The organism is Streptomyces lunalinharesii (assembly GCF_039532155.1).
Classification (GTDB): Bacteria; Actinomycetota; Actinomycetes; order Streptomycetales; family Streptomycetaceae; genus Streptomyces; species Streptomyces lunalinharesii.
Genome location: NZ_BAAARK010000058.1, coordinates 18,069 through 32,089, shown reverse-complemented (window position 1 = coordinate 32,089; position 14,021 = coordinate 18,069). Strand labels below are relative to the sequence as shown.

The 14,021-nt window shown below is 69.9% G+C and carries 12 protein-coding genes, 1 rRNA gene and 1 riboswitch; of the genes, 12 read left to right on the top strand and 1 reads right to left on the bottom strand.

Annotated features, from left to right (window positions below; all coding sequences use genetic code 11):
• Positions 1-10 precede the first annotated feature (10 nt).
• The 11 genes from rrf (at position 11) to ABD385_RS38465 (ending at position 10,408) form a co-directional block, all read left to right on the top strand.
• A 5S ribosomal RNA gene (gene rrf / locus ABD385_RS38515) occupies positions 11-127 on the top strand.
• A gap of 148 nt (positions 128-275) precedes the next feature.
• Entirely contained in the window at positions 276-884 is a 609-nt protein-coding gene (gene clsA / locus ABD385_RS38510) for a cardiolipin synthase ClsA (RefSeq protein ID WP_344584579.1), read from the top strand.
• A 117-nt stretch (positions 885-1,001) separates the two neighbouring features.
• Positions 1,002-3,497 (top strand): sugar phosphate nucleotidyltransferase, encoded by a 2,496-nt coding sequence (locus ABD385_RS38505; protein WP_344584577.1) that lies wholly within the window; start codon positions 1,002-1,004, stop codon positions 3,495-3,497.
• Positions 3,498-3,581: 84 nt separating this feature from the next.
• Positions 3,582-4,505 (top strand): DUF881 domain-containing protein, encoded by a 924-nt coding sequence (locus ABD385_RS38500; protein ID WP_344584575.1) that lies wholly within the window; start codon positions 3,582-3,584, stop codon positions 4,503-4,505.
• Positions 4,502-4,834 (top strand): small basic family protein, encoded by a 333-nt coding sequence (locus tag ABD385_RS38495; RefSeq protein ID WP_016578706.1) that lies wholly within the window; start codon positions 4,502-4,504, stop codon positions 4,832-4,834. Before ABD385_RS38500 ends, ABD385_RS38495 begins: the two co-directional genes overlap by 4 nt.
• Positions 4,835-4,950: 116 nt before the next feature.
• On the top strand, positions 4,951-5,844 hold the full coding sequence (locus ABD385_RS38490) for a DUF881 domain-containing protein (RefSeq protein ID WP_344584584.1): 894 nt from the start codon (positions 4,951-4,953) through the stop codon (positions 5,842-5,844).
• Positions 5,845-6,274: 430 nt separating this feature from the next.
• Positions 6,275-6,811, top strand: coding sequence for an FHA domain-containing protein (locus ABD385_RS38485; RefSeq protein ID WP_344584573.1), 537 nt, complete (start codon positions 6,275-6,277; stop codon positions 6,809-6,811).
• Positions 6,812-6,827: 16 nt separating this feature from the next.
• Entirely contained in the window at positions 6,828-7,577 is a 750-nt protein-coding gene (gene ftsR, locus ABD385_RS38480) for a transcriptional regulator FtsR (protein WP_344584571.1), read from the top strand.
• A 53-nt stretch (positions 7,578-7,630) separates the two neighbouring features.
• Entirely contained in the window at positions 7,631-8,101 is a 471-nt protein-coding gene (locus tag ABD385_RS38475) for a bifunctional nuclease family protein (RefSeq protein ID WP_016571419.1), read from the top strand.
• 185 nt (positions 8,102-8,286) lie between these two features.
• Positions 8,287-8,892 (top strand): MerR family transcriptional regulator, encoded by a 606-nt coding sequence (locus ABD385_RS38470; RefSeq protein ID WP_344584570.1) that lies wholly within the window; start codon positions 8,287-8,289, stop codon positions 8,890-8,892.
• A 67-nt stretch (positions 8,893-8,959) separates the two neighbouring features.
• Complete coding sequence (locus ABD385_RS38465; RefSeq protein ID WP_344584569.1) at positions 8,960-10,408, top strand: DNA polymerase IV; 1,449 nt, start codon at positions 8,960-8,962, stop codon at positions 10,406-10,408.
• Here ABD385_RS38465 and ABD385_RS38460 read toward each other — a convergent pair.
• Positions 10,318-10,713: a PRC-barrel domain-containing protein gene (locus tag ABD385_RS38460; RefSeq protein WP_344584582.1), complete on the bottom strand. Its 396-nt coding sequence runs from the start codon at positions 10,711-10,713 to the stop codon at positions 10,318-10,320. The genes ABD385_RS38465 and ABD385_RS38460 overlap by 91 nt on opposite strands.
• A gap of 102 nt (positions 10,714-10,815) precedes the next feature.
• Positions 10,816-10,912: riboswitch (glycine riboswitch) on the top strand.
• A gap of 189 nt (positions 10,913-11,101) precedes the next feature.
• Here ABD385_RS38460 and gcvP point away from each other — a divergent pair.
• Positions 11,102-13,987, top strand: coding sequence for an aminomethyl-transferring glycine dehydrogenase (gene gcvP, locus ABD385_RS38455; protein WP_344584567.1), 2,886 nt, complete (start codon positions 11,102-11,104; stop codon positions 13,985-13,987).
• Positions 13,988-14,021 lie beyond the last annotated feature (34 nt).

Genomic DNA, 14,021 nt, shown 5'->3' with positions numbered 1-14,021 from the left:
TTCATAGTGTTTCGGTGGTTTTAGCGTTAGGGAAACGCCCGGTTACATTTCGAACCCGGAAGCTAAGCCTTTCAGCGCCGATGGTACTGCAGGGGGGACCCTGTGGGAGAGTAGGACGCCGCCGAACTAAATGTAAGAGAAAGCCCCGTTGGGAACTCCGGTTCCCGACGGGGCTTTCTTGCGTTCCCGAACGGGGACCCGGGGCGCGGCGCGGCCCGCGGGCCAGGTAAAGTCGGGGGCATCATCGGCATATTTTTCGCACAGGAGGCTTCCGCGTGGAGGTCCAGGAGACGCGGATCCAGACAGATCGTGTCCTCACCATCCCGAATATTCTGAGCATGGCGCGCCTGGTCGGCGTGCCAGTGTTCCTCTGGTTGATCCTCTGGCCGGAATTCGGCGGTCCGAAGGCCGATGGCTGGGCGCTGTTGGTGCTCGCGTTCAGCGGTGTCAGCGACTACCTCGACGGCAAGCTCGCCCGACGCTGGAACCAGATCAGCAGCCTCGGCCGGATCCTTGATCCGGCCGCCGACCGTCTCTACATCCTCTCCACCCTCGTCGGCCTGACCTGGCGGGAGATCCTTCCGGTCTGGCTGACGGCGGCGCTGCTCGCCCGTGAGCTGATGCTGCTGATCGCGGTCGGGCTGCTCGGACGTCACGGGTATGGTCCGCCCCAGGTGAACTTCCTGGGCAAAGCGGCTACGTTCAACTTGATGTACGCGTTCCCGTTGCTGCTGCTCAGTGACGGAAGTGGCTGGCTTCACTCACTCGCTGCTATTTTCGGATGGGCGTTCGCCGGATGGGGTACGGCGCTGTACTGGTGGGCAGGGATCCTCTACGTGGTCCAGGTCCGCAGGATCATCAGGGCGGACGCCACGGCCGACTGAGCAGGCCGAATCGGCAGATCGTGCCAAGGCCCGGCGCCCGCGTTCGGGAGACCGGCGGGCGCTCTTGACAAGTGAAGTCGGCAAGACCGTCGTCTCTTCGAGGAGGACGCTTCCGACATGAAGGCCGTTGTGATGGCCGGCGGCGAAGGAACACGCCTTCGCCCCATGACGTCCAGCATGCCCAAGCCGCTGCTCCCCGTGGCCAATAGGCCCATCATGGAGCATGTACTGCGGCTACTGAAAAGGCATGGTCTTACCGAGACCGTCGTGACCGTGCAATTCCTGGCCTCGCTCGTCCGGAACTATTTCGGCGACGGGGAAGAGCTCGGAATGGAGCTCACCTATGCCAATGAGGAAAAGCCACTCGGCACCGCCGGGAGCGTGAAGAACGCCGAAGAGGCCCTCAAGGACGACGCCTTCCTCGTCATCTCGGGTGACGCCCTCACCGACTTCGACCTCACCGATCTCATCCGCTTCCACAAGGAAAAGGGCGCCCTCGTCACCGTCTGCCTCACGCGGGTTCCGAACCCGCTGGAGTTCGGCATCACCATCGTCGACGAGGGCGGCCAGGTCGAACGCTTCCTGGAAAAGCCCACCTGGGGGCAGGTCTTCTCGGACACCGTCAACACCGGCATCTACGTGATGGAGCCGGAGGTCTTCGACTACGTCGACCCCGATGTTCCGGTGGACTGGTCCGGGGACGTCTTCCCGCAGCTCATGAAGGAAGGCAAGCCGATCTACGGCTATGTCGCCGAGGGCTATTGGGAGGACGTCGGCACGCACGAAAGCTATGTGAAGGCCCAGGCCGACGTGCTGGAGGGCAAGGTCGACGTCGACATCGACGGCTTCGAAATCTCGCCGGGCGTGTGGGTCGCGGAAGGCGCAGACGTGCACCCGGACGCGGTGTTGCGCGGGCCGTTGTACATCGGTGACTACGCCAAGGTCGAAGCCGACGTGGAGATCCGCGAACACACCGTTGTCGGCTCGAACGTCGTCGTGAAGAGCGGCGCCTTCCTCCATCGGGCGGTGGTGCACGACAACGTCTACGTCGGGCAGCAGAGCAATCTCCGAGGCTGTGTGATCGGCAAGAACACCGACATCATGCGGGCCGCGCGGATCGAGGACGGCGCAGTCATCGGCGACGAGTGCCTCATCGGCGAGGAGTCGATCGTCCAGGGCAACGTGCGGGTCTATCCGTTCAAGACGATCGAGGCCGGTGCGTTCGTCAATACGTCGGTCATCTGGGAATCGCGCGGCCAGGCGCACCTGTTCGGGGCGCGCGGGGTGACGGGAATCCTCAACGTCGAGATCACCCCGGAACTCGCCGTGCGGCTTGCCGGCGCGTACGCCACCACGTTGAAGAAGGGCTCCACGGTCACCACGGCCCGCGACCACTCCCGTGGCGCCCGGGCTCTCAAACGTGCCGTGATCTCCGCATTGCAGGCGAGCGCCATCGACGTCCGCGACCTGGAGAACGTACCGCTGCCGGTCGCCCGTCAGCAGACCGCGCGGGGCAGTGCCGGCGGCATCATGGTGCGCACCACGCCGGGGGTGCCCGACTCCGTCGACATCATGTTCTTCGACGAGCGGGGCGCGGACCTCTCACAAGGGGGGCAGCGCAAGCTCGACCGCGTCTACGCCCGTCAGGAGTACCGTCGGGCCTTCCCCGGGGAGATCGGCGACCTCCAGTTCCCCTCCAGCGTCTTCGACTCCTATACGGGAGCGATGCTGCGGGCGGTGGACACCACGGGCATCGCCGAGTCCGGTCTGAAGGTCGTGGTCGACGCCTCCAACGGCAGCGCCGGTCTGGTGCTGCCGAGCCTCCTGGGCCGGCTCGGCGTCGACTCGTTGACCATCAACCCCGGTCTCGACGAGTCCCGGCCCACCGAGACCGCCGAGGCCCGCCGCGCCGGACTGGTCCGGCTCGGGGAGATCGTCGCCTCGGCCCGGGCGGCGTTCGGCGTGCGTTTCGACCCGGTTGGCGAACGGCTGTCGTTGGTGGACGAACGCGGTCGCATCATCGAGGACGACCGTGCGCTGCTGGTGATGCTGGACCTGGTCGCCGCCGACCGACGCAGCGGACGGGTGGCGCTGCCGGTGACCACGACCCGGATCGCCGAGCAAGTGGCGGCGTACCACGGCACGCAGGTCGAGTGGACGACGACCTCACCGGACGACCTCACGCGGGTGGGCCGGTCGGATGGCACGGTGTTCGGCGGCGACGGGATGGGCGGCTTCATCATTCCGGAGTTCAGCAGCGTCTTCGACGGCGCCGCGGCGTTCGTCCGGCTGATCGGTCTGGTGGCCCGCACCCAGCTCACGCTCAGCCAGATCGACGCGCGGATCCCGCGGGCGCACGTCCAGCGGCGCGACCTGGCGACGCCGTGGGCGGTCAAGGGCCTGGTGATGCGACACGTCGTGGAGGCGGCCGGCGACCGGGACGTGGACACCACCGACGGCGTGCGGATCGTGGAGGCCGACGGGCGCTGGGTGCTGGTGCTGCCCGACCCGGCCGAGGCGGTCACCCACCTCTGGGCGGAGGGCCCCGACGACGCCTCCGCGCAGCAGCTGCTGGACGAGTGGGCGGCCGTGGTGGACGGCGCCGGACGCTGACCCCTCCCCACCGGCGTGCCACCCGTTCGGCACGCCGGTGGGGCCATTGGGAGACCATGCCGCCGACGTGCGACGATGTGCGGCATGTCGCAGCAGCGCCCCGATCGGAGCAGTCCCCACCCCTCGGCCGGGCGGCCCGACGCGTCCATGTCGCTGCTGACCAACGTGATGGACCACAGCCTCGACGACGGGTACGCCGAGGCCGCCGCGCGGAAGTCGGCCGAGGGCGTCGGCGGGCTGCCGCGCACACTGCAGGCGAAGTTGGGCCTGGCGGCCGGTCTGGTGCTGGCGGCGCTGGTGGTGACCGTGGGGGCGGCGCAGGCCCGGGTCTCGGCGCCGACGCTGGCCAAGGAGCGCGAGGAGTTGATCCACCGCATCCAGAAGGGCACCGGGGAGGCCGACGCCCAGCAGCAGCGGGTGGATTCGACCCGGGACACGGTGGACCGGATGCAGCGCGAGGCGCTCAAGCAGCACGGTGACGGCAAGGCCGAACTGCTGGCGCTGCTGGCCGGTTCGACGCAGGTCACCGGGCCGGGCGTGAAGCTCGTCGTGGACGACGCCAAGGGGTCCGAGGCCGGTACCGGGGGGCCGCGGGAGAGCAGCGACTTCTCCGACACCGGGCGGGTGCGCGACCGTGACATGCAGCGCGTCGTCAACGGCCTGTGGCAGTCCGGTGCCGAAGCGATCTCCGTCAATGGGCAGCGGCTCACGTCACTCTCGGCGATCAGGGCCGCGGGAGACGCCATACTGGTCGACAATAAGCCGCTGGTGCCGCCCTACACGGTGCTGGCGGTGGGGGACGGGCAGCGGTTGAGCACCGAGTTCCAGGACAGCGCCGACGGTCAGTACCTGCACGTGTTGCAGGAGAACTACGGCGTGCGCACCAAGATTTCCGTGGAGGGCGAGGTCACGCTGCCGCCCGCGCCCAGTTTGACCGTACGTACTGCAAAGCCGAAGGCCGGTGCCGCGAAGGCGGACGGTGCCGACACAGGGAAGGGCACATCGTGATCGCCGTACTGGGCCTCATCGTGGGAGTCGTGGTCGGAATCGTCGTCCGACCCGTGGTGCCGACGGTGGTCGAGCCCTACCTGCCGATCGCTGTCGTCGCCGCGTTGGACGCCGTGTTCGGTGGTCTGCGGGCGATGCTGGACGGAATCTTCGACGACAAGGTCTTCGTCGTCTCCTTCCTCTCGAACGTCGTGGTCGCCGCCCTGATCGTCTTCCTCGGTGACAAGTTGGGCGTCGGCGCCCAACTCTCCACCGGCGTCGTGGTGGTGCTGGGCATCCGCATCTTCTCCAACGCTGCCGCGATCCGTCGGCACGTCTTCCGGGCGTGAGGCCGGTGGCAGCGGACGAGGCTCCGGAGCCGGAGCGCACACCGGAGGAGCGGCCCGAACCACGGCCCGGACCGGACCAGGACACCCCTGCGGAGCACGCCGTCGAGCGGCAGCCGATGCCGCCCGAGCGACCCCGCAGGCCCGGCTGGGCCGACGGACGGGGCCGGGGACCCGGGCCGCAGCCGGAGGCGGCGAAGGAGCGGCAGCCGGAATCGGGACAGAACGGGGCCGAAGCGGCGGTTGAGGCCGACACGGACACGGCTGCGGGCGAGGGGGGCGCGTCGCCGCGGACGACCGGTCGGCAGCGGCTGCGCGCCAGTTTGTGGCCGCCGAGATTGACCCGGGCTCAACTGATCGTCGCGTTGCTCCTGTTCATTCTCGGCCTTGGCCTCGCGATTCAGGTACGTTCCACGAGTGACAGCAGTGCGCTGCGAGGTGCACGCCAAGAGGACTTGGTGCGCATTCTGGATGAACTGGACAATCGCTCCCAGCGGTTGACGGACGAGCAGCGGCGCCTGGAAGGACAGAAGACCGAGCTGGAGAACAGCTCGGACCAGGCTGAGGAGGCCCGTAAGCAGACCGTGGAGAAGGAACAGCAGCTGGGTGTGTTGGCCGGGACCGTCGCGGCGCAAGGGCCCGGCATAAACCTGACCATCGACGACCCCCACCACTCGGTGGAGGCGGACAAGCTGTTGGACACCATCCAGGAGCTGCGGGCGGCCGGGGCCGAGGCCATCCAGGTCAATGGCGTTCGCGTCGTCGCGAGCACGTACCTCTCGGACCTCCGGGGCGGTGTGCAGATCGACGGCAAGCGCGTCACGCCGCCGTACCGGTTCAAGGTCATCGGGAAGCCGGAGGACCTGGAGCCGGCGCTCAACATCCCCGGCGGAGTGGTCCAGACACTGGAAAAGGAGCAGGCCAAGGTGTCTGTGACCCGTGAAGAGAAGATCATCGTGGACGCCTTGCGGGCGGCAAAGCGGCCTGACTACGCTCGGTCGTCCTCCCAGTGAGGCATCTACGTATGGTGATGGCCCGGCGAGGGCATGAGGTAGCGGGGGGTCGACGCACCGTGCGTGTGGTGTGTGGTGGAAACTGTCTTGAGGCCACGGACGTTCACAGGATGTCCGGATCGGCCGGTGTGTGCATCGAGGGTTCGTCCTGCCCCACGGGCGGGTCTGTGTCGTACAAGGGGAATCGCCCGTGAAGTTGTTTGCAAAGCTGTTCGGCAAGAGCGCCCGCCAGGAAGGCGACGGCGGCTCTGCGCGGCATCGCGCCCCGCGCCGGTCGGAGGAAGAAGGCGCGTCCGAGGGCCGTCCGCTCTTCCGGGACGAGGTCGGCGGTCCGTCCGGGGGGCACGGCGCGGGTTCTGTTGACCCCTCCGGTGCCGGCCGCATAGGTTCCCAGGAACCATCAGCCGCACACCCGGGTGGAGGGTCGACCTTGCCGGTTTGTACGAGGTGCGGGCACCGGAACGCCGAGGCGAGCCGGTTCTGCTCCAACTGCGGTGCGCCCCTGCGTGCGGGTGACCGGCCCGAGCGGGCCTCCGAGACGACCTCGACGATCTCCATCTCGGGAATCGAGGCGTACGACGCGGAGGCAACCGGGCAGAACCTCTCGCCCGCGCTCTCCCCGGAGGCCCAGGCGGCCGTCGACGCCCTTCCGCTGGGCTCGGCGCTGCTGGTCGTCCGTCGGGGCCCCAACGCCGGCAGCCGCTTCCTCCTGGACGGCGAGCTGACGACGGCGGGCCGACACCCGCAGGGCGACATCTTCCTCGACGACGTGACGGTCTCCCGCAGCCACGTGGAGTTCCGTCGCGGTTCGGACGGCCGCTTCACGGTCACCGACGTCGGCAGCCTCAACGGCACCTACGTGAACCGCGAGCCGATCGAGTCCGTGGTCCTGGCCAACGGCGACGAGGTGCAGATCGGCAAGTACCGTCTGGTCTTCTACGCGAGCCAGCGGGGCGTCGGCATCTGACCGTCAGGGAAGGCACATGCGCCACACACCGACAGGCGGTGCCGGTTCGTCCGGCACCGCCTCCTCGGATCGCAAACCGATGAGCATCGGCTCGGTGCTCAACGTGCTGCGCGAGGAGTTCCCCGAGGTCACCATCTCCAAGATCCGGTTCCTGGAAGCCGAGGGGCTGGTCGAGCCGCAGCGCACGCCTTCCGGGTACCGCAAGTTCACCGCGGCCGACGTCGAGCGGTTGGCCGGCGTGCTGCGGATGCAGCGGGACCACTACCTTCCCCTGAAGGTCATCAGGGAGCACCTCGACGCCTTGGAGCGGGGCGAGCAGGTGCAACTGCCCGCTCCGGCGACGCCGCCCAGGGACCTGGTCGAGGGTGTTTCCGACCCGGACGAGGAGCGTCCGACGGCGGCCCGGATCGGCCGGTCGGAACTGCTGGCCGCCACCGAGGTGGACGAGACCACGCTCGCCGGCTGGGAGTCGTACGGACTCATCGTCGCCCACGAGGACGGCGGATACGACATCGAAGCGGTCGCCGTCGCCAAACTCGTGGCGGACCTGGGCCGCTTCGGGCTCGAGCCGCGGCACCTGCGCGCCGTGAAGGCGTCGGCCGAGCGCGAGGCGGGTCTCGTCGAGCAGGTCGTTGCACCCCTTCGGCGGCACCGCAACCCGCAGACCCGGGCCCATGCCGAGGCCACCGCCAGGGAGCTGGCCACGCTGTCGGTGCGGTTGCACGCGGCGCTGCTGCAGAGCGCGCTGCGCATCCGTCTGCCGTGAGCAAACGAGTGCCCGACTACCCAAACCGGCCGGGCACGGCCTAGGGTTGCTGTGTGAACGAGCTCGACGTCGTGGGTGTCCGGGTGGAGATGCCTTCCAGCCAACCGATCGTGCTGCTGCGGGAGGTGGGAGGCGACCGTTACCTGCCCATTTGGATCGGGCCGGGAGAGGCCACCGCCATCGCCTTCGCCCAGCAGGGCATGGTCCCTGCCCGGCCGCTGACGCACGACCTGTTCAAGGACGTGTTGGAAGCCGTGGGGCAGGAGCTGACGCAGGTCCGGATCACGGACCTGCGCGAAGGGGTCTTCTACGCCGAACTGGTCTTCGCCAGTGGCGTCGAGGTCAGTGCCCGTCCGTCGGACGCGATAGCGCTGGCGCTGCGCACCGGAACCCCGATCTTCGGTACCGACGGTGTGTTGGACGATGCGGGGATCGCCATCCCGGACGAGCAGGAGGACGAGGTGGAGAAGTTCCGCGAGTTCCTCGACCAGATCTCGCCCGAGGACTTCGGCACCAACCAGTGATCAGCCAGGGGACCCACTAGTTTCCGGCCAACCTGTTATCCCTTCCCCGTGACAAGTCACGAGAAACCACTCGTAGGGTGATTATCACTCGGCGTGGCGAGCGCGGCGATCGTTGACGCACCCCGAGTGACTGCATACCGTCGATATGGCAGGTCCCGTCCGGGACGTGAAGGACGGAGGGCGGCGTGGCAATCACCGGCGACGGTACGGCGGCGGAAGGGGCATTGCCGCTCCACACGGGCGCGGCGGCGAACCGCAGCCCGGTACAGGCCGCTGCGATGTCGGGGGACCGCGCGGCGGAGCACGTCGGCTACCGCGGACCGACCGCGTGCGCGGCGGCGGGGATCACCTACCGGCAGCTGGACTACTGGGCGCGGACGGGGCTCGTGGAGCCCAGCATCCGGCCGGCCTACGGGTCCGGGACCCAGCGGCTCTACAGCTTCCGGGACGTCGTCGTCCTGAAGATCGTCAAGCGGCTGTTGGACACCGGGGTGTCGTTGCAGAACATCCGCACCGCCGTCCAGCACCTGCGGGCGCGGGGGCTGGACGACCTGACGCGGATGACGTTGATGAGCGACGGCGCGACGGTCTACGAGTGCACCTCGCCCGACCAGGTCGTGGACCTGCTCCAGGGGGGCCAGGGCGTCTTCGGGATCGCCGTCGGGGTGGTCTGGCGGGACGTGGAGGGCGCGCTGTCGCAGCTCCACGGGGAGCGGGTGGACACCGGTGAGACGTTGATCGGGAAGAACCCGCAGGACGAGTTGGCGCGGCGGCGCAACCGGGCCGGCTGACGGCGCAGGGGCGGTCCCCGGCCCGGGGTCGGGTCGATTGTCAGTGGTGTGCGGCAGCATCGGTGGTGTGAGACGTGCGCCGACGATCCTGCATCTGGACATGGATGCGTTCTACGCTGCCGCCGAGCAGGCGGCCAAGCCGAGCCTGCGGGGAAAGCCCGTGGTCGTCGGCGGGATCGGGCCGCGCGGTGTGGTGGCCACCGCCTCGTACGAGGCGAGGGTCTTCGGGGTGCGTTCGGCGATGCCGACGGCGCAGGCGCGCCGGTTGTGTCCCAACGCCGCCTATCTCAGTCCCCGGTTCACGCTGTACCGCCAGGTGAGTGAATCGGTGATGGAGCTGTTGCGGGCGCTGTCGCCGCTCGTGGAGCCGTTGAGCCTGGACGAGGCGTTCGTGGACCTGGAGGCCGGCGGGGTGCCGGCGGAGACCGCCGCGGTGCGGGCCGTGGGGGAGCGGCTGCGGCGGGACATCCGGGCGGCCACCGGGCTGACCGGTTCGGTGGGGTTGGCCGGCGCCAAGATGCTCGCCAAGATCGCGTCCGAGGCGGCGAAGCCGGACGGTCTGGTGGTGATCGAGCCGGGCACCGAGCGGGAGTTGCTGGGGCCGATGCCGGTGCGGACGCTGCCCGGGGTGGGGCCGGCGACGGCGGAGACGCTGCGCCGGGCCGGGATCCACACGGTCGCCGAGACCGCGGAGGCCGGTGAGGCGGAGTTGGTGCGGCTGCTCGGCAAGGCGCACGGCGGCGGGCTGTACGCGATGGCGCTGGGTCGGGACGACCGGCCGGTGGTGGCCGAGCGGGATGCGAAGTCGGTGTCGGTGGAGGACACCTTCGAGGTCGACCTGACCGACCGGACGCGGGTGCGGAACGAGGTGCTGCGGTTGGCCGACCGGTGCGTGGCGCGGTTGCGGGCTGCCGGGCGGTCCGGGCGCACGGTGGTGATCAAGGTGCGGAACTACGACTTCTCGACGCTGACCCGGTCCGAGACGCTGCGCGGGCCGACGGACGACCCGGCGGTCGTCCGGGAGGCCGCCGGGAGGCTGCTGGAGACGGTGGACACCACGGGCGGCGTGCGGCTGCTGGGCGTGGGGGTGACCGGGCTGGCGGACTTCACGCAGGAGGACCTGTTCGCCCAGATCGCCACGGAGCGGGAGGCCCGGGAGCTGGCGGCGGCGGGGGCGGTTGCGGGGCCGGAAGCGGAGGCGGCGAGGGAGCCGGAGCCCGGGCCCGAGCCGCCGCGGCGCTGGCACCCGGGGTTGGACGTGGTCCACGAGGAGTTCGGTGCCGGCTGGGTGCAGGGCAGTGGCGTGGGGAGGGTGACCGTGCGGTTCGAGACGCCGTGGTCCGCACCGGGGCGGGTGCGGACCTTCGCCGTCGACGATCCGGCGCTGCGGCCGGGGGAGCCCCTGCCGCTGCGGGGCGGACCGGATCAGTCGTCCGCGCCGGCGATCCGCCCGAAGTCGGAGTCGGGGGCCGACGGGGCGGGGTCCGTGGCCGGTGAGGAGATATCCAGGCGGTAGTGGTGGTACAGCTGGAGTTCCTGCTCGGGGGAGAGGTGGCGGCCGACGCCGAAGTCCGGGGCATCCTTGATCAGCTTGCGGTCGTAAGGGATGTGCAGGCTGTCGCCGACCATCTTGCTCGGTTCCAAGGGGACGAAGGCGTCTCGGCTGAACAGGCCGGTGCGGACGGCCGCCCACTCCGGTTCGCCCGTCGCGTCGTCGAGGTAGACCTCGTCGACGGTCCCTATTTTCGCGCCGTTGCGGTCGAACGCTTTGCGGCCGATCAGGCTCCGGGGATCGATATCGGTTTGCACGGTCCCTCCAATTGGTCGCAACTGCCTTGTGACAACTACGAAACGGCACATTTCATGCCTCGGCCACTCGAAGGATCGTTCCAGTAGTGCGCTGGTAGGCTGGCGAATGGCCGTCGACCCCATGCGGGAGAGTCCTTGTCGTTCGCGACCAGGGCGCCGAAGGAGCAAATCCTCCCCGGAATCTCTCAGGCACACGTACCGCATGGACGAGGTCACTCTGGAAAGCAGGGCGGGCCACGGACAGGCACCATGCCGGAACCCCTCCTCACCGACGGTGAAAGCCGGACCGCAGCCCGCGGGCCGGTGAAGCTCTCAGGTTGAGATGACAGAGGGGGAGGCCGTCCGGGCACCAGCGCCGTGGTGCCCCACGTAGGTCGTGCTGACCAGGAGGCCCCCGCAGATGACCACCCACCGCATCTCCCTGACCGAGCTGGAGCAGGGCACTCCGTTCGAGCGCCGGCACATCGGGCCCGACGACGAGGCGCAGGCCAAGATGCTCGCGCAGGTCGGCTTCGGGTCGCTCGACGAGCTGACCGCCACCGCCGTCCCCGAGGTGATCAAGAGCGCCGAGGCGCTCGGCCTGCCGCAGGCCCGCACCGAGGCCGAGGTGCTGGCGGAGCTGCGCGCGCTCGCCGACCGCAACCAAGTCCTGTCGTCCATGATCGGACTCGGCTACCACGGCACCTTCACCCCGCCGGTGATCCTGCGCAACGTCATGGAGAACCCGGCCTGGTACACCGCCTACACGCCGTACCAGCCGGAGATCTCGCAGGGCCGCCTGGAGGCCCTGCTGAACTTCCAGACCGTGGTCGCCGACCTGACCGGACTGCCCACCTCCGGTGCGTCCCTCCTGGACGAGGGCACCGCCGCCGCCGAGGCGATGGCGCTCTCCCGCCGCGTCGGCAAGGTCAAGCAGGGCGTCTTCCTGATCGACGCGGACTGTCTGCCGCAGACCGTCGCCGTGATCCGGACCCGCGCCGAACCGACCGGTGTGGAGGTCGTGGTCGCCGACCTCGCCGCCGGCATCCCGGACGAGATCGCCGAGCGCGGCGTCTTCGGCGTGCTCCTCCAGTACCCGGGCGCGTCCGGCGCGGTGCGTGACCCCCGGGCGCTCATCGAGCGGGCGCACGAGCTGGGTGCGATCGTCACCGTCGCCGCCGACCTGCTGGCGCTGACGCTGCTCACCCCGCCCGGTGAGCTCGGTGCGGACATCGCGGTGGGCACCAGCCAGCGCTTCGGCGTCCCGATGGGCTTCGGTGGCCCGCACGCCGGCTTCATGGCCGTCCGCGAGCAGTACGCCCGCAGCCTGCCCGGTCGTCTGGTGGGCGTCTCCGTCGACGCCGACGGCAACCGCGCCTACCGCCTGGCGCTCCAGACCCGCGAGCAGCACATCCGCCGGGAGAAGGCCACCAGCAACATCTGCACCGCGCAGGTGCTGCTCGCCGTCATGGCCGGGATGTACGCCGTCTACCACGGCCCCGAGGGGCTGCGGACCATCGCCCGGCGCACCCACCGGTACGCCGCGGTCCTGGCCGCGGGGCTGACCGCCGGCGGCGTCGAACTCCTCCACGACGCGTACTTCGACACCCTGACCGCCCGGGTGCCCGGCCGGGCCGCCGAGGTCGTCGCCGCCGCCCGCGAGGCCGGCATCAACCTCCGCCAGGTCGACGCGGACCTCGTCGGCATCGCCTGCGACGAGACCACCGGGCGCGCCCAGCTGGCCGGCGTCTGGGGCGCGTTCGGGGTCCCGGGGGACGTCGAGGCGCTGGACGCGGCCGCCGACGACGCCCTGCCGCAGTCGCTGCTGCGCACCGACGACTACCTCGGCCACCCGGTCTTCCACCAGCACCGCTCCGAGACCGCGATGCTGCGCTACCTGCGCACCCTCGCCGACAAGGACTACGCGCTGGACCGCGGCATGATCCCGCTCGGCTCCTGCACGATGAAGCTGAACGCCACCGCTGAGATGGAGCCGGTCACCTGGCCCGAGTTCGGCCAGCTGCACCCCTTCGCGCCGGCGGAGCAGGCCGAGGGCTACCGCACGCTCATCCGCGAGTTGGAGGAGCGGCTCGCCGCGGTCACCGGCTACGACAAGGTGTCCATCCAGCCCAACGCCGGTTCCCAGGGCGAGCTGGCCGGCCTGCTCGCCGTCCGCGCGTACCACCGGGCCAACGGGGACGCGCAGCGCACCGTGTGCCTGATCCCGTCCTCGGCGCACGGCACCAACGCCGCCAGCGCCGTGATGGCCGGCATGAAGGTCGTCGTCGTCAAGACCGGTGCGGACGGCGAGGTCGACACCGACGACCTGCACGCCAAGATCGAGAAGCACCGGGACGAACTGGCCGTCCTGATGGTCACCTACCCGTCGACGCACGGCGTGTTCGAGGAGCACATCACCCAGATCTGCGCGGCGGTGCACGAGGCCGGCGGTCAGGTCTACGTGGACGGCGCCAACCTCAACGCCCTGGTCGGCCTCGCCGAGCCGGGGAAGTTCGGCGGCGACGTCTCGCACCTGAACCTGCACAAGACGTTCTGCATCCCGCACGGTGGCGGTGGCCCCGGCGTCGGCCCGGTCGCCGTCCGCGCCCACCTGGCGCCCTACCTGCCCAACCACCCGTTGCAGCCCACCGCGGGCCCGGAGACCGGCGTCGGTCCGATCTCCGCCGCCCCCTGGGGCTCGGCCGGCATCCTGCCGATCTCGTGGGCCTACGTCCGCCTGATGGGCGGCGAGGGACTCAAGCGCGCCACCCAGGTCGCGGTGCTCAGCGCCAACTACGTGGCCAAGCGGCTGGAGCCGCACTTCCCGGTGCTCTACACCGGCCCTGGCGGCCTGGTGGCCCACGAGTGCATCATCGACGTCCGGCCGCTGACCAAGGCGACCGGCGTGAGCATTGACGACGTCGCCAAGCGGCTCATCGACTACGGCTTCCACGCGCCGACGATGTCCTTCCCCGTGGCCGGCACGCTGATGATCGAGCCGACCGAGAGCGAGGACCTCGCCGAGCTGGACCGGTTCTGCGACGCGATGATCGCCATCCGCGCCGAGATCGACAAGGTCGGCTCGGGGGAGTGGGACAAGGACGACAACCCGCTGCGCAACGCCCCGCACACCGCGGCCGCGCTCGGTGGCGCGTGGTCCCACCCGTACGACCGCGCGGAGGCCGTCTTCCCGGCCGGGGTCGTCGCCGCGGAGAAGTACTGGCCGCCGGTGCGTCGGATCGACGGTGCGTTCGGCGACCGCAACCTGGTCTGCTCGTGCCCGCCGCTGGACGAGTACGACGCCTGAGCACACCGGCCACCGGTGCGCGGTGGCAACATCA